Origin of the sequence: Leifsonia sp. EB41 (genome assembly GCF_041262565.1) — a bacterium.
Taxonomy (GTDB): Bacteria; Actinomycetota; Actinomycetes; order Actinomycetales; family Microbacteriaceae; genus Leifsonia.
On record NZ_JBGCCJ010000001.1, the window covers coordinates 3669293 to 3687406 of the forward strand.

General features: G+C 72.2%; 18 protein-coding genes. 9 read left to right on the plus strand and 9 right to left on the minus strand.

The features are described 5' to 3' along the window. Positions 1-24 precede the first annotated feature (24 nt). The 3 genes from ABH923_RS18095 (at position 25) to ABH923_RS18105 (ending at position 3672) form a co-directional block, all read left to right on the plus strand. Positions 25-1080, plus strand: coding sequence for a hypothetical protein (locus ABH923_RS18095; RefSeq protein ID WP_370056782.1), 1056 nt, complete (start codon positions 25-27; stop codon positions 1078-1080). 28 nt (positions 1081-1108) lie between these two features. Next, positions 1109-1723, plus strand: a complete 615-nt coding sequence (locus ABH923_RS18100; protein ID WP_370056783.1) for a GNAT family N-acetyltransferase — start codon at positions 1109-1111, stop codon at positions 1721-1723. 77 nt (positions 1724-1800) lie between these two features. Next, positions 1801-3672, plus strand: coding sequence for an alkyl/aryl-sulfatase (locus tag ABH923_RS18105; RefSeq protein ID WP_370056784.1), 1872 nt, complete (start codon positions 1801-1803; stop codon positions 3670-3672). Between the two features lie 4 nt (positions 3673-3676). Here the strand turns inward: ABH923_RS18105 and ABH923_RS18110 are convergent, their stop codons facing one another. After that, entirely contained in the window at positions 3677-6289 is a 2613-nt protein-coding gene (locus tag ABH923_RS18110; protein ID WP_370056785.1) for a DUF4062 domain-containing protein, read from the minus strand. A 56-nt stretch (positions 6290-6345) separates the two neighbouring features. Further along, a complete protein-coding gene (locus ABH923_RS18115) occupies positions 6346-7302 on the minus strand; it encodes a DUF1996 domain-containing protein (protein ID WP_370056786.1) in 957 nt (318 codons plus the stop codon). Positions 7303-7413: 111 nt separating this feature from the next. Between ABH923_RS18115 and ABH923_RS18120 the strand changes: the two genes are divergently transcribed. The 3 genes from ABH923_RS18120 to ABH923_RS18130 are packed head-to-tail and all read left to right on the plus strand — an operon-like array spanning position 7414 to position 10264. Continuing rightward, the gene (locus ABH923_RS18120; RefSeq protein ID WP_370056787.1) at positions 7414-8100 is read left to right on the plus strand and encodes a response regulator transcription factor; all 687 of its coding nucleotides are present in this window, start codon (positions 7414-7416) and stop codon (positions 8098-8100) included. Between the two features lie 5 nt (positions 8101-8105). Continuing rightward, on the plus strand, positions 8106-9458 hold the full coding sequence (locus ABH923_RS18125) for an ATP-binding protein (protein WP_370056788.1): 1353 nt from the start codon (positions 8106-8108) through the stop codon (positions 9456-9458). Between the two features lie 35 nt (positions 9459-9493). After that, a complete protein-coding gene (locus ABH923_RS18130) occupies positions 9494-10264 on the plus strand; it encodes a DUF5666 domain-containing protein (protein WP_370056789.1) in 771 nt (256 codons plus the stop codon). Positions 10265-10271: 7 nt separating this feature from the next. Here ABH923_RS18130 and ABH923_RS18135 read toward each other — a convergent pair whose 3' ends face one another. Genes ABH923_RS18135 through ABH923_RS18150 form a run of 4 tightly spaced genes read right to left on the minus strand, consistent with a single transcriptional unit; the run spans position 10272 to position 13455 of the window. Then, positions 10272-11471: an OmpA family protein gene (locus ABH923_RS18135; RefSeq protein ID WP_370056790.1), complete on the minus strand. Its 1200-nt coding sequence runs from the start codon at positions 11469-11471 to the stop codon at positions 10272-10274. After that, entirely contained in the window at positions 11468-12394 is a 927-nt protein-coding gene (locus ABH923_RS18140; protein WP_370056791.1) for a hypothetical protein, read from the minus strand. Before ABH923_RS18140 ends, ABH923_RS18135 begins: the two co-directional genes overlap by 4 nt. Positions 12395-12404: 10 nt before the next feature. Further along, complete coding sequence (locus ABH923_RS18145) at positions 12405-12758, minus strand: hypothetical protein (protein WP_370056792.1); 354 nt, start codon at positions 12756-12758, stop codon at positions 12405-12407. Continuing rightward, on the minus strand, positions 12745-13455 hold the full coding sequence (locus ABH923_RS18150) for a hypothetical protein (protein ID WP_370056793.1): 711 nt from the start codon (positions 13453-13455) through the stop codon (positions 12745-12747). The genes ABH923_RS18145 and ABH923_RS18150 overlap by 14 nt, the downstream gene beginning before the upstream one ends. 145 nt (positions 13456-13600) lie before the next feature. Between ABH923_RS18150 and ABH923_RS18155 the strand changes: the two genes are divergently transcribed. Then, complete coding sequence (locus ABH923_RS18155; protein ID WP_370056794.1) at positions 13601-14446, plus strand: ABC transporter ATP-binding protein; 846 nt, start codon at positions 13601-13603, stop codon at positions 14444-14446. Here ABH923_RS18155 and ABH923_RS18160 read toward each other — a convergent pair. After that, on the minus strand, positions 14392-14862 hold the full coding sequence (locus ABH923_RS18160; protein ID WP_370056795.1) for a GNAT family N-acetyltransferase: 471 nt from the start codon (positions 14860-14862) through the stop codon (positions 14392-14394). The genes ABH923_RS18155 and ABH923_RS18160 overlap by 55 nt on opposite strands. 41 nt (positions 14863-14903) lie before the next feature. On the opposite strand from ABH923_RS18160, the gene ABH923_RS18165 reads away from it, so the two are divergent. Further along, the gene (locus tag ABH923_RS18165) at positions 14904-15710 is read left to right on the plus strand and encodes an alpha/beta fold hydrolase (protein ID WP_370056796.1); all 807 of its coding nucleotides are present in this window, start codon (positions 14904-14906) and stop codon (positions 15708-15710) included. A gap of 64 nt (positions 15711-15774) precedes the next feature. Here ABH923_RS18165 and ABH923_RS18170 read toward each other — a convergent pair whose 3' ends face one another. Together ABH923_RS18170 and ABH923_RS18175 are read right to left on the minus strand one after the other, a co-directional pair. After that, positions 15775-17136 (minus strand): DUF2252 domain-containing protein, encoded by a 1362-nt coding sequence (locus ABH923_RS18170; protein WP_370056797.1) that lies wholly within the window; start codon positions 17134-17136, stop codon positions 15775-15777. A gap of 72 nt (positions 17137-17208) precedes the next feature. After that, on the minus strand, positions 17209-17595 hold the full coding sequence (locus tag ABH923_RS18175; protein WP_370056798.1) for a hypothetical protein: 387 nt from the start codon (positions 17593-17595) through the stop codon (positions 17209-17211). A gap of 114 nt (positions 17596-17709) precedes the next feature. Between ABH923_RS18175 and ABH923_RS18180 the strand changes: the two genes are divergently transcribed. Continuing rightward, positions 17710-18060 (plus strand): hypothetical protein, encoded by a 351-nt coding sequence (locus tag ABH923_RS18180; protein ID WP_370056799.1) that lies wholly within the window; start codon positions 17710-17712, stop codon positions 18058-18060. Positions 18061-18114 lie beyond the last annotated feature (54 nt).

The window sequence follows — 18114 nt, forward strand, 5'->3', positions numbered from 1 at the left end:
GCCCCCGCCCCCTAAGCTCGCTCCGTGACCGACACCGCACCGCAGCGGACCCAGTACGACCTGGTTCCCGGGATGACCGCCTACCGTCTCTCCGCGATCTTGTCCAAGGTCGGGATCGGCGTCTACGTGATCACGGGCGCGATCGGCCTGCTCTGGTTCGTCCTGAGCGGCGCGACCGTCACGGGCCGGCTGATCGTGACGGTGATCTACGTCGGCGTGTCTCTGGCATGGACCGCAGCGAGCTTCCTGCTCATGCGCCGACGGAATGCCGCAGAGAACGCAGCGGGCTATACCACGCGATCAGGCGTCCTCCACGGCTTCGATCAGGTCGACCCCAACTCCGGAGTCGTCATCCGCAGGGCAGGCTCGGCCGTCCTCACCAAGCCCGCGCGGCCGCACGCCGCGGGGTCCGGGCTTTCCATGGGGGCGGTGCTCAACGGCGGGTCGTCCGGCGGGGTGCGGTTCGAGGAACCAGCCAGCAGTACGGCCCGGCTGCGGTTCCGCATCCTGATGATCGTCCTCATCGTGCTCGTCGCCGGTGTTCCCGTCATCGTGATCGCGTCACACGGTGGCGACACCGGGTCGGCGCTCGTCATGGTCCTGCTGGTCCTCGGCGTCGTGGCCGTCGTGCTCGGCATCGTCTACGGCGGCACCGCGCTGCGCACGCGCCAGAAGATGAGCGTGGTCGCAGCACGGCGCCCCGACGCGTTCGTCTTCCTCAGCCGGCGCACCCCCGAGCTGGAGGACGCGCTCGACGAGTTGCTGGGCACGCACGGCACTCTCGGACAGTCGGTCACGGTGTCGGTCGGCGCCCTCGGCGTCGAGCTGTGGCGCGTCTCCGCCGACGAGCCGAGGGTGGCCATCCCGTGGAGCGCGATCGGTCACGTCCACCCGGGGCGCCTGCTCGTAGCCGTCAACAACCGTGAGTTCCCGGCCCGTACCGTCCACATCTTCCTGGGCGACGGCGCGCGGTTGGACGCACCGCTGCCGGTCTACGGCCGGCACGGGATCACCGTCGCGGGAGCCGACCGAGCGAACGAGGTGCTGGACGCCTTCCGCCGCTACACGACGGTCGCCTGATCGGCGGCCGACCACTACAGTTCCCGGTATGAACTCGCGCACCGCACGCCCCGACGACGTGGACGCGGTCACCACCACCATCGCGCTCGCGTTCCGCGACGACCCGGTGTGGGGTCCGGCGCTCGTGTCCGCGGACGGCGGCACCGACCACCTCCTCCCGTTCTGGCGGTTCTTCGTGGAGGGGGCGGTCGGCTACGGGACCGTCTCACTCGTGGACGGACCGGACGGGGAGGCCGCGACCGTCGCCGTCTGGCTGCCGCCGGGCGCCGACGAGCTCACGCCGGACCAGGAGCGCGACCTCGACGCCCTCCTGGTCGCGACGCTCTCGCCGGAGCGCTACGCCGCGTACGAGCAGCTCTACTCGCTGTTCGACGACGCGCACCCGGAGGAGCCCGCCCACATGTACCTCAGCCTCCTGGCGACGCATCCCGACCATCGCGGCCAGGGGATCGGTCAACGGCTGCTCGCGGAGGACCTCGCCCGGTTCGACGCGGACGGGCTGCCCGCCTACCTGGAGTCGACCAACCCGGCGAACGACCACCGCTACGCGCGCGCCGGCTTTAGGCCGGTCGACCGCTTCCGCTCGGTCATCGACGGCGCCCCCGTCACGACGATGTGGCGCGATCCGGCGAGTCGGGGCTAGACGCTTCGGCGGTCCCTGAGGAAACCTCGGCGGTAACGGTGCGCACCGGGTGCGCGTGGCCCCGAGGGAGAGACTCCATGAAGCAGAACGACCCGACCGCCTCCATCGCCGACGCCAACCGCGCGCTGCTCGACGCCCTGCCGTTCGCCGACGCGGACGACTTCGCCGACGCCGACCGCGGCTACCTCGGCACGCTCGAAGACGCAGTCATCCGCGACGCCGACGGCAACGCCGTCTGGGACGCTGCGGCATACGACTTCGTCGATGGGGACGCACCGGCCACGGTCAACCCGAGCCTGTGGCGGCAGTCCAAGCTGGTCGCCAAGCACGGCCTCTACGAAGTGGTCGAGGGTCTGTATCAGGCGCGCGGGCTCGACCTGTCGGTCATGTCGTTCATCGAGTCGGACAACGGCGTGATCGTGGTGGACCCGCTCATCTCGAAGGAGACCGCAGCGGCCGCGCTCGGCCTCTACCGGGCTCACCGCGGCGACCGTCCGGTGGTCGCGGTGATCTTCACCCACAGCCACATCGACCACTTCGGCGGAGTGCTCGGGGTGGTGGAGGCCGCCGACCTGGAGGGCCGCACGGTCCAGATCGTGGCGCCGGACGGCTTCCTCGGTCACGCCATCGCCGAGAACGTCTACGCCGGCACCGCGATGGGCCGCCGCGCCGGCTACATGTACGGCGCCGCGCTGGACAAGGGTCCCGCGGGACAGGTGGGCGCCGGCCTCGGCCAGACCACCTCCACCGGGGAGGCCGGCATCCTCGTTCCGACCGTCGACATCCGGGAGACCGGCCAGACGCACACCATCGACGGCGTCGAGTTCGAGTTCCAGCTCGCGCCGGGCACCGAGGCCCCGGCGGAGATGCACTTCTACCTGCCGCGCTACCGGGCGCTGTGCATGGCCGAGAACGCGACCCACAACCTCCACAATCTGCTCACGCTGCGCGGCGCTCTGGTGCGCGACCCGCACATCTGGTCCGCCTACCTGACCGAGGCGATCGAGCGCTTCGCCGACCGGTCCGATGTGCTGTTCGCCTCCCACCACTGGCCGACCTGGGGAGGCGACCGCATCCGGCACTTCCTCGGCGTGCAGCGCGACCTCTACGGCTACCTGCACGACCAGACGCTGCGCGGCATCAACCGCGGCTACACGGGGGCGGAGATCGCGGAGGACTTCGAGCTGCCCCCGGCCCTGGTCGCCGAGTGGAGCACGCACGGGTACTACGGGTCGGTGTCGCACAACGTCAAGGCGGTCTACCAGCGCTACATGGGCTGGTTCGACGGCAACCCGGCCCGGCTCTGGCCGCACCCGCCGCAGCTGCTGGCCGAGCGGTACGTCGCGGCGATCGGCGGCGTGGACCGCGTGGTCGAGCTCGCGCAGGAGGCGTACGACGCGGGCGACTTCCGCTGGGCGGCGACACTGCTCGACCACGCCGTGTTCGCTTCGCCGGAGAGCGACGCGGCCAAAGCTCTCTACGCCGACACCCTGGAACAGCTCGCCTACGGTTCGGAGAACGGCACCTGGCGCAACTTCTTCCTCTCCGGGGCGACAGAGCTGCGAGACGGCAACTTCGGCACCCCGACAGCGACGGCGTCGCCGGCCATCCTCATCCAGCTCTCGCCCGAACAGCTCTTCGACTCTGTTGCGATCCGCGTCGACGGCCCGCGCGCGTGGGACCTCGACCTGGCGTTCGACCTCACGCTGACCGACCTGGGCCGCAGCTTCCACCTCACCCTGCGCAACGGGGTCTTCGTGTACGTGGAGCGCGAGCCGTCCGGGGAGGCGCCGCTGCACCTGACGCTGACGAAGCCGCGGCTGCTGCGGCTGGTCGGGGGCGACACCACGTCGGACGGGCTGACGGTGGAGGGCGACCTCGGGGTGCTGAAGAAGCTGATCGGGGTGCTGGACCAAGGGGATCCCGGGTTCGACATCGTGGTGCCGTAGGGTCTCACCCCTGCTCGCCGCGACCCTCCGCCAGCGCCTCCGCGACAGCCTCCTCCACAGTGAGCTCCCGCCCGTCCGCGATGGCGGCCGCGACCACGTCACCGTGCGGCCCGGCGAGCAGGTCGTCGAGGTAGCGCTGGTGGAACGTGAACGTCGGCCCGTTGTGGAGGCCGCTCCGCTCCCGGAGGGCCTGCGCCGCGCCGGCCAGCTCGCCCGCGCGCTCGTCGTCGTGCAGCAGCGCCGCGACCGCGACCATGCCCTCCAGGCCGTAGGCGATCCCCTCCGGATGCCCGACCGCGGCCGAGATCGTGACGCTCAGCGCGAAGTCAGACCTGGCTGCCGCCACGTCGCCCTGCATCAGCTCGGTCCAGCCGAGGTGGTACGACGCGATCCGCTGGCCCACGCGGTCGCCGGAGCGGTTCGTGAGCGCGAGGCTCGTGGTGAAGTGGTCCTGCGCCTCCGCCAGGTCGCCCTCCCGCAGGGCGACGCGCCCCAGCAGCACCAGCGCCATCGACTCGCCCCACGCGCTGCCGGTCGACCGGTAGAGGGCGAGCGCCGCCTCCATCACCCGCCGGGCGCGCGCGGTGTCGGCTGGGTCCCCGGCGAGCAGGGCGAGGGCGAGGGAGATCGACGCGAGCCCCTCGCCGTTCGGGTCGCCGGTGCGGCGGAAGAGCTCGATGCTCTCGGCGAGGTCGGCGGCGACACTGCCGTCCGGGTCCTTCCAGAACATGATGGTGCGGCTGAAGTAGAGCGCGATGGCGCGGGTGTGCGGGTCGAGCTCGTCGCCGGAGGTCAGCGCCTCCTCCATCCAGGTGCGCACTTCGCCGAGGAGGCCGGTGACCCACCAGTACAGGTAGAGGCTGAACGCGAGGCGCGCAGCCCGATCCCAGTCGCGGCCGTCGAGCAGGAAGCGCTCGGCCGCGCGCAGGTTGTCGCGCTCGTCGCCGAGCCGCTGCATCCACCGGCGCTGGCCCGCGCCGCGGAGGTCGTCCTCGGCGTCGTCGCCGAGCGCGAGGAAGTAGCGCGCGTGGGCGTCGCGGGTCGCCGGCTGCTCGCCGCTTCGGGCGAGCTGCTCCCTGGCGTACTCGCGGACGATCGCCTGCATGGAGAACCGCGGCCGGTCGTCGCTGTCGTGCTGCCCGACGAGGCTGCTGTCGACGAGGGCGGCGAGGTTCTCGAGGACGTCGGCGTCACCGCCGTTCGCGTCGTCACGCCCCGCCGGCGCCGACCCGACGGACTCGGCGGCCTCCAGCGTGAACCCGCCTTCGAAGACTCCGAGTCGGGCGAGCAGCTTCCGCTGGTCGCTGTCGAGGAGCTGCGTGCTCCACTCGATCGTGCGCCGGATGGTCTGCTGCCGCGCGGGCAGGTCACGCGGGCCGCCGACCAGCACCGACAGCCTCCGGTCGAGCCGGTCCAGCAGTTCGGCGGGGGAGAGCACCCGGACCCGCGCCGCCGCCAGCTCGATCGCGAGCGGCACGCCGTCCAGGGCCTCGCAGACCCGTTCGACGGCCTCCTCGTTGTCCGGCGTGATCTCGAAGTCGGGTTTGACGGCGTGAGCGCGTTCGACGAACAGGTCCACCGCCGGCTCATCGGCGAGCGGGCCGACGTCGTAGCTCTGCTCGCCGCTGATCCGCAGCAGCACCCGGCTGGTGACCAGGATCGCGAGCTCCGGCGCGTCCGCGAGCAGCGTCGTGAGGGCGGGCGCGGCCTCCACGACCTGCTCGAAGTTGTCGAGCACCAGCAGGATGCTCCGCTCGCGCAGCGCGGTCGCCAGGTTCTCCATCATGGGGGCGTCGCCGGTGTCGCGGACGCCGAGTGCTTGCGCGATGCGACTGGGGACCCGCTCCGGGTCGTGCACGGCCGACAGGTCGACGAACACGGACCCGTCCTCGAAGTCCGCCGCAGACGCACGAGCCGCCGCGATCGCCAGCCGGCTCTTGCCGATCCCGCCCGGCCCGACCAGTGTCACGAACCGGGTTCCGGAGGCCAGCATCCCGTGGAGCTCCGCGATGTCGCGCTCCCGTCCGACGAGCCCGGTGAGCGGGATGGGCAAGCGGACGGGGTCCGCGACCGCCGGATCGGGTCCCGACCGCCCGATGGTGGGCAGCGCCGGATCGGAGTCGTCGAGGAGTGCGGTCCTGCTCTGGTCGAACCGCTCGGCGAGGAGGATGGCGAGGTCGGCCTCCACCAGCCGGGCCAGCTCTGTGGCGGTCTCGAAGTACTTGTAGGCGGCGCGATCGTCCTCACGGATGCGGTTCAGCAGGCCGGTGAGCCGCTCGTCGCGGTGGTCGGACACCTTCACGTAGAGCAGCCGCGGCACGTCGTCGGGGCACAGGTTGTACTCGTCCTCGAGCCCGGAGACCTGCTCGTCGGGCGCCACCCAGCCGTAGCGTTCCCAGTACAGCCCGAGGAAGACGTCGGACTGCTGGAGGTACGAACGATAGAGCTCCCGAGGCGGGTGCGGCCGAGCGCCGAGCTCGAACATGACGGGAGCGAGGTGCAGCCGCTCGATGGCGGTCCTGGCAGCGCGCCGCTCCGCCGCGAGCTCCTGCAGTGTCGACGACACGAAGATGCGTAATCGCTGATCGGGAGTCCGGATCACATGAGGATGGCTCATGTTAGGTCATTGTGTTGCGTCCGTGTGGAAATGTACAGGGGGCGGCCGAGCCCGTCCTACGGCTGAACCCTCCCGCCCTGCGGCGTCGCCTCCACCCCCTTCACCGGTCCGCAACGCACCTGCGCCGTGTCGCACGCAGCGGTGTCGGCGTCCATCCGGCTCTGCTGCCAGCCGCTCACGAAGTCCGCGTGCCCGGTGACCGGCGGTCCTTGGGTCTGCGGGCCGGTCGAGAGGGTGATCCCCGCGCCGCTCGTGGTCGGATAGCTGACGTGCAGCACGAGTTGCGGGATGTGCACGGGATGCGAGGCCGGGCATCCCGCGCTCGTGGAGTAGACCGCCCCAGCGCGGTCGCGGCCGTCCATCGTGTGGCCGTCCCAGCAGTTCGGGAAGGTGATGACGAGCCGGAGCTGCGAGCCGGCCGGACAGTCGTGCGGCAGCGCGGCACGTCCCGGTCGAGGGTCGGAGGCGGTCGTCGTGCAGGTCCAGTCGACCACGGAGGTGCTCTGCGGCGCCGTCGCCGTCTCGTCGCCGGCGATCAGGCTGATGCCCTCCGGCATCGTGCGCGTCGACGACGCGAGACCCGCCGGGGTCCGCCAGTAGAGCAGCGTGCGCTGCGGGACCAGGGCCGCGCCGTTCTGGTAGACGACCGGCGTCCAGTAGGCCGAGGCGTCGGCGGAGGTCGAACAGGTGGTCGAGCCGGCCCGGAGCATCGCCGCCGTGGAGGAGGCGTCCACCGCAGGATTGCCGAAGAAGTCGTGCTGCATCGACATCCCGGTCATACCGGGCATCATGATCGGATCGTTCGGGGCGGTCGTCGACCGGGCGCAGGTGTCGGTGAAGATGCCCGGGTTCGAGCCTCCCGAGGGGAAGCCGGTCGTGACGACGGGCGGCGGCGGGGCCGACGACGTGACCGCCGCAGCCGTCACGGCGGCGGCGCCGGCGGCGAGGACGAGCGCGGCGCCGAACGCGATCAGCAGGGCGACCGGGCTGCGGAGACGGGAGGTGGCGGACATGCGCCGAGTCAACGCCCGCTGTGTTCGGGCGGTGAGCGGGGAATGTAAGGAAACGGTAAGGCCGAGCCGAAAACGGCCGTGCGCCGCCGCGCGACCAGGGAAGATGGACAGGTGAGTGAGGAGAGAGGGCTGGTGCTCGTCGTCGAGGACGAGGCCGCCATCGTCGAGCTGGAACGCCTGTACCTGTCCGGTGCGGGATTCGGCGTGCACGTCGAGACCGACGGGCACGCGGCGCTGGCCGCGGTGGATCGGCTGCGGCCCGCGGCGATCGTGCTCGACGTCGGCATCCCCGGCCTCGACGGCATCGAGGTCTGCCGCGCGCTGCGTGCGCGCGACGACTGGACCCCCGTCATCTTCGTGACCGCGCGGGACGACGAGATCGACCGCGTGGTCGGCCTCGAGCTGGGCGCGGACGACTACCTCACCAAGCCGTTCTCGCCGCGCGAGCTCGTCGCGCGGGTCAAAGGCATGGTGCGGCGTGCGGCGGGGCCGGCCCCCGCATCCACCCGCACCGTCGGCGGCGTGAGCATCGACGGCGCACGGCGGCGCGTGGAGACCGCCTCCGGACGGGTCGAGCTGACGGCGACCGAGTTCGACCTCCTCGACCACCTCATGAGCCAGCCCGGCCGGGTCTTCACCCGCGAGCAGCTTCTCTCGTCGGTGTGGGGGGTCGCCGACTACAGCAGCAGCCGCACCGTCGATGTGCACATCGCCCAGTTGCGCGTCAAGCTCGGCGACGCGGCCGGGATCGTGCGGACGATCCGCGGCGTCGGCTACAGCGTCGCGGACGAGGGCTGACCGGCATGGCGCAGCGCACGCGGCTGCTCGGCTCGCTGAGCGCGCGATTCGTCCTGGTGACGTTCGCCGTCGCCCTGATCGCCGTGCTGGTGACCGCGCTGGTCGCCGTTCAGGTGGTGCAGACCGTGGAGCAGAACCAGGCGCGCCAGCAGCTCAAGGCGCAGGCGGCGGCGCTGGTGGCCTCCGGACGTGCGGCCGAGGGCAGGGTGGGCGTGGTCGGCGACCGGTTCGCCGTGGTCTCGCCCGACGGGACGGTCACCGGGGCGGCGCGCGGATCCGTCAACCAGGACGTGGTGCGCAAGCTCCAGGACGGGAAGTCGGTCTCGGCGGACACGACGCTGAACGGCAAGGACGCGGTGCTGGTCGGCATCCCCGGCCCCGACGGCGGCGGGATCGTCGGGGTGCGCAAGGTGGCGGACATCGCCGCGGGCGACGCCGAACTCCTTCGCGGCATCGTGCTCGCTCTCGCGATCGGCCTCGCTGTCGCCACCGCGGCCGGCGTGCTGCTCGCGCGACTGCTCGGCCGCCCACTGCGCCGGGTGGCCGACAGCGCACGGGCATTGGCCGGCGGCCGGCGCGGGGTCGAGATCGAGACCCAGTCGGTCGCCGAGATCGATGACATCGCCGAGGCACTGCGCACCCTCGACACCGCGCTCGCGACGAGCGAGGACCGCCAGCGCGAGTTCCTGCTGTCCGTCTCGCACGAGATCCGCACGCCGCTGACGGCCATCCGGGGCTACGCCGAGGCGCTGGCCGACGGCGTCATCCCTCCCGGCGATGTCGCGGAGGCCGGGCGGACGCTCTCGGCCGAGTCCGAGCGGCTGAGGAGGTTCCTGGACGACCTCCTGGAGCTCGCCCGCCTGGAGGCCGACGAGTTCACGATCGTGCCGCAGGACTTCGACGCCCGCGACACCGTCGGAGCCGTGGTGCGGGCGTGGGCGGGAGCGGCCGGGGGCGCGGGCGTGGCGCTCCGCGCCGACCTGCCCGGCGACCCGATCCCGGTGCACACCGACGAGATGCGGCTGCGGCAGGTCCTCGACGGGCTGGTGGAGAACGCGCTGCGGGTCGCGCCCGCGGGCACGGAGATCGTCATCGTCGGGGGACTGACTCCGCACCGGGTCGTCGAGCTCGCCGTCCGCGACCGGGGGCCGGGGCTGAGCGCCGAGGACACCGCCGTCGCGTTCGACCGCGGAGCCCTCCACGCCCGTTATCGCGGGGCCAGGCCGGTCGGCACCGGCCTCGGCCTGTCGATCGCGCGAACGCTCGTCGGCCGGCTGGGCGGCTGGATCAATGCGTCCTCGGTCGAGGGCGGAGGGACCGAGTTCCGGGTGACTTTACCTTCCTCTGACATTCCGTGAGCCTCGCCCTGATCTGCGCCTGAGACGGTGGGGGTATGAACACGAACGACGCCGCGAACGACCCGGCGAACGGGCCCGCGAACGACGAGGCCGCCACCGAACCCATCGAGCGCGCGGGCGGGGAGCATCCCACCGAGCCGCTGCCGTGGTGGGTGGAGCGGCCGGATGCCGAGGACGGCGGCGACACCGTGCCCGTGCCCGTGGCGCCCGTTCCGGTGGCGGCGACGGCGCATGCGGCGCCTGCGGCGTCCGTTCCGCCTGTTGCGCCCGCGAGTTCGGCCGGTCAGGCGGTCACGGACTCGATGAAGTCCGCTGACACCATGGGGGCGGCCGACGCCGATCGCCCCTCCTTCTTCCGCCGTCACCTGGTCGGCCTCTCCATCGCGGCCGCGGCGCTCGCGATCGTGGTGGTCGCGGGCGGGACGGCGTGGGGAGTGTCCGCTGCGGTCGCCGGGGGCGACTCGGCGGCGCCTGCGGCGATGAGCGCGGCGGCGCACGCCAAGAAGGGTGCGGCCGCCGCCAAGCAGAAGCACACCCACGGCACAGTCGGAACCGTGACCGCCATGTCGGGCGGCACCTGGACGATCCAGTCGGCCGCAGGCGCGTCCGTCACGGTCACCGTCGACTCCAGCACCGCCTTCGGCACCGCGAAGAAGCCGGCCGCAGCCTCCTCCTTCGCCGTCGGCGACCGGGTGGGCGTGATCGGAGCACGCACCGGCGACTCCGTCACGGCGACGCGCATCGTGCACCTCGCGGCAGGCAAGCGCGGCACGACAGCCGGCCCCGCTCCGACGCCGAACACCTGACCGGCGGTCAGCCGCAGAGGGACACTCCGGACGACGTGAGGATGACCGAGCGGTTCTGCTCGGCGAGGGCGTCCGAGTAGGAGCCGGAGGCGTCGGTCTCGCTCTGCCAGCCGCACCACTGGAAACCGACGCCGGCCGTCGCGAGCTTCGACTCCGGTACGCCCAGCGACACAAGGGCGGCCTTCACGGCGTTCGCCCGGCGAAGCGACAGCGCCGTGTCGGCGGTGTTGTTCGTGGCCTGGTCCTTGGACGCGGTGCCCGTGATCGTGATCACGCCGCCGGCCTGCTCGATCGACGGCGCGAGCGTCGAGAGGAGCTGCTGCGCGGCTGCGGGGTCGGAGAACGTCGCGGTGTCCTTGACGAAGTGGAGGTCGCTGTTGCGGATGACCACCGGATGCGACCAGTCCGTCTTCGTCGCCACGGCCTCCACCGGCACGGGGGTTACGGCCGGCAGTCCCGTCGCGGCCGCCCCGGAGGCCGGCTCGGGCAGCAGCGAGAGGGTCCCGCCCGCGGCCTTGACGACGGCGGTCCAGATGGCGGTCAGATTGCTGCGTGCGGGGACGGTGAGCGGCTGCTGCGCCCCGGCCGTGTCGCCCATGCCGGACCAGTAGACGGTGACGCCCTTCAGATCGGTGGGGAGGAGGTTCCGCGAGCGGAGATCGGACACCACCTGTTCCGGGTCGGCGTAGAGCAGGCCGCTGCCGGCGAAGTTCAGGGGGTCGGCGGTCTGGAGGCCGTTGCCGATGACGAGCACACCGAGGGGATGGTCGCCGAGGTCGCGGGCGGCCTGGCCGATCGCGCCGAGGAAGTCCACCTCGGGCGTCGCGGCCTTGAGGCCCGCGAGGTAGCCGCCGATCTGGGTGAGCTTGGTGCGCTGGTCGTTCTGGCAGACGATCGCGTCCTGCGCGCTGGAACCCAGCGACGTGGTGCCCATCGTCTGCGGCGTCCCCGAGGGGATGACCACCGTCACGCTGCCGTTGGTGGTCCCTGCCGCCTTGAGCTGGTCGGTGGCGCTCGCGGGCACGGCCACGGCGGGGGCGTTGGCGGTGCTGCCCGCGACGACGCCGAGGTTGCGCTTGTGCGACTGGTCGCACGCCTGGCCGGCGGCGGTCGCCGACGTGCACGCGGTGAGGCCGGCGCCCACCGCGAGGACTCCGGCGACGGCGACGAACGCGAGGAACCGGCGGGACCTCGCACCGCCCTTCATCGTTCCAGCCCCGTCGCCGACGACGGCCACGTCGGCGTGGCCTCCGGCCCCTCCACCGCTGCGGCCTCCGGCATCATCGGCACGGCGGGCGCCGGCGCGGAGGCCTCCACCACCCGGCGCGCACGGAGCTCGCGGATGAGCTGGCTCGTGCTCTCCGGGTCCCGCTCGCGCTGGGCGAGGCGGGTGGCCAGGCGGGCGCGGATGACGTCCACCCGGGAGTGGAACGTGACGCGGGCGCCGGTGTAGCGGACGGCGTCGTGTGCGTCGAGCTGGGCGGCGTGGCGGGCGGCCTCGTCCGCCTTCAGCGCTTCGGCGAGCAGCCGGTCGCGGTGGGTGCGGAGCTTCGCGACGTGCGCGTGCGCCTTCTCGACGGCGGTCAGCAGCGGCCGGGTCGTGAGCCAGGCGACGACGAAGCTGATCGTGCCGGAGGTGGCGAGCACACCGAGCATGAGGAACGCCATCAGCGTGTCGGGCGCCGTCCAGGAGAACGCGGGGGCGGTCGTCGTCCCGCCGCCGACCAGGCCGCTGAGGCCTCCCGAGCTAGCCGCGTCCATGCCCGCCTTGATCCGCGCGATCGTGATCGCCGTCAGCAGCGCCGCCCAGACCAGCAGCAGAGCGACCGAGACCGCGATCCAGCCGCGGGACATCACGCCCGCCTGCACCCGCCGCAGCAGGATCGCCGCCACGTGCGGCAGCGAGACGACCGCGAGCGAGATCCCCAGCGTGATCACGTACATCTGCAGCCCGATCGAGCCGTACTGACTGTCGTTCCGCAGCAGCAGGGTCAGCGCCTGAGCGAGGAGGAGGTAGTCGACGGCCAGCATCGCCAGCAGCAGCACGTAGACCAGGACGTGCGCGGCAGGCGACAGGTGGCCGACGCTCGGGCGGAACCGCGGGGGCTTGGTGACGATGTCTCTCGGCATGCGGGTCCTCCTAGGCGTAATTGTGCAACTCGGGGTCGCCGCCGGCGAGCTTCGCGTCGAGGCGGGCGGCGTCCTGCTCGGCGCGCCGGATGTCGGCCTCCGTGCGCTCCAGCGCGTGCCGGATCAGCTCGACCCGGGACTGCGCCTCGGCCAGGCGGGCGGAGCACTCGGAGACGTTGCGGGTGCGCTGACGTTCCAGCTCGGCGACCCCGACGCGCTCGAACGCGGCGAGCTCGTGCTCGAAGACCTCCAGCGTCTCGACGTCGACGGCGCCGCGCAGCCGCCGCAGGCGCCAGAGCAGCCGCCGTCGCAGGCCGGCGGTGGAGGGGACCCGGTATTCGGTGATCCTGTCACGGTGTCGCATCGATGCTCCCCGGTTCGGTGGATGGTGACGTGGTCGGTGTGAACGGCTGCACGGAGCCCGCGGGATGCCAGCGGTCGACGGAGGTGTCCCTGCCGGCCAGCGAGTCCGCGCGGCGCAGAGCCGGCGCCCGGACGGGCACGAGCCGCGGCGACAGCGCCCGCAGGTACGCGCTCCAGTAGACGGCGATCTTCTCGTCGGAACGGTCGAAGTGGCGCGTCGCCCGCAGCCGCGCGGCGGTGAAGCGGGCGTGGATGCGCGCGCCGAGCTGCTCCGAACGGGCGTTCCGTGCGGTGATCCGGCGGCGCAGCCGGCGCAGGTCCTGGAACGCCACGCCCTCGCCCTCCGTGATGCGGGTCGCTGCGCGGTCGGCGGGCGGCAGGGCGTCGAGCCGCTCGTCATAGGCGTCGAGGTCGGCGGCCAGCGCGTGGGACAGTTCGCGCTGCTCGGCGAGGTCCCGCCTGGACCGGGCGAGGAAGCGCTGCTCCTCGCGGTGGGCGTAGGCGTTCGCCCTGGCCTGGAGGGCGGCGACGGTGGGCGTCGGCTCGGCGCCGAAGGCGGCCTCGTCCGTCGAGTCGGTGAGCCCGCGGATCGCGGCCGGCTCTGCGCTCGACGGTCGCACGGCCTCCGCGTCGTGGCGCGCCCGGCGCTCCAGCCTGCGCCGGGCGAACGGTCCGAGGCGGAGCGGTTGGGTCCCCATAGCGGGGCAGCGTACGAAGCGATGCTGAGCGCTTCCTACGTTTCCGGTGACGATGTGCCGTATGAGACCGAACCGTGACCTGTGCCGGGGCGACGGGGAGGCCCGCCGGACAGGGCAGGATTCCCGGACAGGGCAGGATGGACGGATGGAGACGGTGCTCGAACTGCGCGACGTGACCTTCCGGCGTGACGGCCGGCACATCCTGGAGGACATCGGTTTCGCCGTGCGCGCGGGGGAGCACTGGGCGCTGCTCGGCCCGAACGGCGCAGGGAAGAGCACAGTCCTCGGCTTCTGCGGCGCCGTCGCGTTCCCCACCTCCGGCACCGTCGACGTGCTCGGGCGGCGGCTCGGGCGGGTCGAGCTGCAGGAGCTCCGCAGGCACATCGGCCACGTGAACCCGCGTCATCCGGTGCGCTCGCCGCTCACCGTGACGGAGGTCGTCCTCACCGGGATCACCGGCACGCTGGAGCCTCCGATGCGCTGGGAGCCGGCCGCCGTGGAGGTCGCCCGCGCCCGCGACCTGATCCGCACGATCGGCCTCGACGGACTGCGCGACGCCCGCTGGCCCACGCTCTCCCAGGGGGAGCGCGGGCGGGCCCTGATCGCGCGGGCGCTGGTGTCCGAGCCGCGGCTCCTGCTGCTGGACGAGCCGACGACCGGGCTCGACGTCGCCGCGCGGGAGCAGCTGCTGGAGACGATCGACGGACTGTCGATCGCCGTGCCCGAGCTTGCGAGCGTGCTCGTCACGCACCACCTGGAGGAGCTGCCGGAGACGACCTCGCACGCCCTCCTCCTGTCGCACGGGCGCATCGTCGCGTCCGGCCCGATCGCGGAGGCCGTGACGACCGGGACGGTGAGCGCGGCGTTCGAGCACCCGATCCGGGTGGAGCGCGAGGAGGGGCGGTGGAGCGCGCGGGCGGTGCGGGGTGAGAGTGCTCAGCGCAGCTCGAGCAGCAGCTCCTCCACCGGCCTCCCTGCACCCGCCGCATAGGAGGTCTCGCGGCCGGTCTCCACGAACCCGGCACGTGCCAGCACCCGCTGCGAGCCGATGTTGGCCGCGGCGACCCGCGCGTGCAGCGGCCGGCCCGGCTCCGCCGCGACGAGCAGCAGGAGCGCCGCGGTCGCGATGCCGTTGCCCCAGAGCTCGCGGCGGATCCAGTATGTGACCTCGCGGTCGCCGTCGAGGGTGAACGCCGCGACCGTTCCCGCGAAGTCGCCGTCGGCCTCCACCGCGCGCATCGTGATCGCGGGATCGCCGAGGTGCCGTCGCCACCGCGCGTCGAAGTCGGCCCGGTCGTCGGGGTCGGCGGCGGTGAACGCCGCCATCCGCACGGCCTCCGGGTCGCGCATCATCTCGAACGCGGCGTCGGCGTCGGTGTCGTCCACCGGCCGGAGTCGCACATGCATGCCGCGATGCTAGCGGGTGGCGGCCGGTAGACTCACACGCCGTGCCCCCTCTCGCGACCGCCGACGACGGTGTGCCGATCGCGTTCGAGGAGCGGGGGAGCGGCGTCCCGTTGCTGCTCATCGCCGGGCAGGCGACCGGGATGCACGGCTGGGGGCCGTTCGCGGACGCCCTCGCCGAGGACTTCCGCGTCATCGTGTTCGACCATCGCGGCATCGGCGACAGCGGCGCGGGCGACCCTGCCGCGTACAGCACCCGGCAGTTCGCCGACGACGCGCTCGCCGTGCTCGACGAGGCGGGCGTCTCCGCCGCGCACGTGCTCGGGCACTCGATGGGCGGGCGGGTGGCGCAGTGGCTCGCGGCCGAGCATCCGTCGCGGGTTCGCCGGCTGGTGCTCATCGGCACGACGGCCAGCGACCGGGCCGGCGGAGCGGACAACCGGCGCGACCCCGCCGTCATCGGCGACCTCCTGAGCGGGGACCGGGAGCGGATGCTGCCGCTGTTCTTCGACGCGGACTGGGCGCGGTCCAACCCGGAGGCCGTGGCCGGGTTCTTCGACCGGGTCGCGTCGCGGGCGGCGCTGCGCGGGCACTTCGCCGCGAGCCGGGACCACGACGCGCGGGAGGCGCTCGGCCGGATCCGCGCGGAGACGCTCGTGATCCACGGCCGGGAGGACGCGCTCACGCCGGTCGCCCATGCGCGCCTGCTGGCCGAGAGCATCCCGGACGCGCGGATGCTCGAGCTCGACGCGCGGCACGGCCTCCACCTGGACACCCCGGACGTCGCGCAAGCGGTCCGCGCCTTCCTCAGCGCCCCCGTGAGCGACCACCAACCATCGAGGGGCACGTAAGTGCCCCTAAAACGCGGTTTTAGGGGCGTTTACGTGCCCCTCGGCGGAACGGGGCGAAGCGCAGTCAGCTGAAGTCGCCGGCGCGGACCGCGTCGACGAAGGTCGCGTAGTCCGCCTCGGACTGGTTCGCGTAGGAGTGCGCCCATTCGGACACCGCCCGCACGAACGCGCCCCCCGTCCCCATGTACCCGGCCGCGAACTGCGCCTTCGGCGAGCGCGCGTGCGCGCGGCCGAGAACCACGGCGCACGACTGCGCGTAGTCGCTGAACTGGGCGCGGTTCATGTCGGCGATCTCGAACGAGGCGTTCCGGTTGCGGAAGATGCGCATGTAGAAGCTGTAGTCCTCCACGTTCAGGTAACCGAGGAACGGGTCGGACACCGCCTGCAGGATGCGCTGGCAGCCGACCACCCGGTAGCCCTGGTGCAGCGCCTCCAGCTCCGGGTCCAGGTAGCCGACGACGGGCACGACCCCGCCGTACTGCTGGACCACGGAGCGGCTGGCCTCCTTGAGCTGGAGGATGAGCACGTCGCCGGTCGGGTCGCCGAGCGCGAGGATGAAGCAGCGCGTGCCGACACTGCCGACGCCGACGACGCGGCGCGCGGCGTCGAGCACGGTGTACTGCGACAGCATCAGCGCGAGGTTCGTGGGGACCGTCGCGCGGTACGCGGTGAAGACCGACTCGATGAGGGCGCGGACCTCCGGCTCCAGTCGGGTGAGCACCGGCGGGTTCTCGACGAACTGCACACCGCCGTCGCCGCCCTCCTCGAGGGAGCGCCGGGCGACGCGCTCACTCGTGCGCTTCTCCGACTCCTTGAGGGTGCGTTTGATCATGCGCTCGCTGTCCGGGCTGAGGATCTGCCGGTCCACCAGGCTGGTCGGCCGGAAGTACCGGCCGATGAGCGTGCTCTGGAGGGCGTTCCGCAGCGAGTTGCGGTACATCGCGGCCGCCGAGACCACGATGGCGCGCAGGTCGGAGCCGCCCATCCCGAGCGAGCGCCCGGCCAGGACGACGCTGGCCAGCAGCCGCCGCACGTCCCACTCCCACGGGCCCACGGACGCCTCGTCGAAGTCGTTGATGTCGAACACCATCGCGCGCTCCGGCGAACGGTAGATGCCGAAGTTGCTCACGTGCGCGTCGCCGCAGATCACGACCTCGGCGCCGGAGGTCGGGGCCTCCCGCATGTCCGCGGCCTGGAGGGCGGCCGTGCCCCGGTAGAAGGCGAACGGGTCGGTGGCCATCCGCTGCATGCGCAACTGCACGAGGTTCGGGAGCCGGGACTCGTTCTGCTCGTGCAGGATGCCGAGGGGGTCGCGCCCGGGCGGCGGCGTGTACTCCGCCTGCGCGGACCGCGGCACCTGCGTGCGGGCCTGGCGGCCGGCGTCGTAGAGCTCGGTTTCGGTGAGCGGGGTCGCGATCGTCGTCATGACGCACCTCCTGGGGTGGCGCTCATGGTAGCTCTGTGGGCGCCGGGCGGGTAGACGGTTCCCGTTAGGTGGTCACCAGCGCTCGAAATCGCTCCCCACGAGCCTCTGGATGGCGATCCTCATCAGCCACCCAGCGCCTGCGGACAGCAGAAGACCACTGAACGTTCCAACGCCCCCCGACAGCCCGAGCACGATGAGCACAACCGGGTACAGCGTCACCTGGCTCTCGACCATGACACGTGGGTCGATCTTCCTGATCAAGAAGAAACTCGCGACGGCGATATCGGGAATCACGAAAGCAATGACGATGGCCCACAGGTGCTCGGTCCCGGCGGTTGCGCACGCGATCGATGCGAGCACCACGATCCCGAACGCATCGCGGCGGGTCACCGCGGCGCGCGAGGCCGCTTCCCAGTGCAGTTGGAGGACCTTCATGCTCTTCTGTGCCAAACGAATCACCCACGATGCTTGTCGAAGCCCCATTATGTCTGTACTGAAATCTTAGGCCACGACGATGTGGTTGATTGACCCCGACACCTGCTTCGCGAGCAGCGCATTGTTAGCCTGGACATCGTGGATCAGACAGGATGGATCGAGCACCGCAGGCACGACGGCGAGCGCGTCGGCTGGATGCGCGCGTCCGGCGAGCTGTTCGTCCCCGTCGACCTGCTGGGGCGCGACCTGAGCGGGCCGGTCGGCTGGCTGGAGGCCGAGGAGACGCTGGAGGACGTAGGCATCGGCTACCTCGCGGAGCTGTACGAGCTGCGTCAGCCGGACGGCTCATGGCTGCGGGTGCGGCTGGCGGAGGTCTCGCCGGAGCGGATCGTGGCGAAAAAGGACGACTTCGGCGCCGTCGGTGCGCCCCAGCTCTACTACCCGTTGCCGTTCCCGGCGCCGGAGAGCCTGCGGCTGCTGCACCGCTGAGCGCGGGTCTGGTGCGGCGCGACGGCCGCGGGCTACCATCGGGCAGATTTCCCG

Bases quoted from the DNA above. Each gene is read 5' to 3' on its own strand.
- ABH923_RS18110 (WP_370056785.1), bottom strand. From the start codon at position 6,289: ATGAGCCATCCTCATGTGATCCGGACTCCCGATCAGCGATTACGCATC.
- ABH923_RS18145 (WP_370056792.1), bottom strand. From the start codon at position 12,758: ATGCGACACCGTGACAGGATCACCGAATACCGGGTCCCCTCCACCGCC.
- ABH923_RS18160 (WP_370056795.1), bottom strand. From the start codon at position 14,862: ATGCATGTGCGACTCCGGCCGGTGGACGACACCGACGCCGACGCCGCG.
- ABH923_RS18155 (WP_370056794.1), top strand. From the start codon at position 13,601: ATGGAGACGGTGCTCGAACTGCGCGACGTGACCTTCCGGCGTGACGGC.
- ABH923_RS18100 (WP_370056783.1), top strand. From the start codon at position 1,109: ATGAACTCGCGCACCGCACGCCCCGACGACGTGGACGCGGTCACCACC.
- ABH923_RS18125 (WP_370056788.1), top strand. From the start codon at position 8,106: ATGGCGCAGCGCACGCGGCTGCTCGGCTCGCTGAGCGCGCGATTCGTC.
- ABH923_RS18150 (WP_370056793.1), bottom strand. From the start codon at position 13,455: ATGGGGACCCAACCGCTCCGCCTCGGACCGTTCGCCCGGCGCAGGCTG.
- ABH923_RS18140 (WP_370056791.1), bottom strand. From the start codon at position 12,394: ATGCCGAGAGACATCGTCACCAAGCCCCCGCGGTTCCGCCCGAGCGTC.
- ABH923_RS18115 (WP_370056786.1), bottom strand. From the start codon at position 7,302: ATGTCCGCCACCTCCCGTCTCCGCAGCCCGGTCGCCCTGCTGATCGCG.
- ABH923_RS18105 (WP_370056784.1), top strand. From the start codon at position 1,801: ATGAAGCAGAACGACCCGACCGCCTCCATCGCCGACGCCAACCGCGCG.
- ABH923_RS18135 (WP_370056790.1), bottom strand. From the start codon at position 11,471: ATGAAGGGCGGTGCGAGGTCCCGCCGGTTCCTCGCGTTCGTCGCCGTC.
- ABH923_RS18130 (WP_370056789.1), top strand. From the start codon at position 9,494: ATGAACACGAACGACGCCGCGAACGACCCGGCGAACGGGCCCGCGAAC.
- ABH923_RS18170 (WP_370056797.1), bottom strand. From the start codon at position 17,136: ATGACGACGATCGCGACCCCGCTCACCGAAACCGAGCTCTACGACGCC.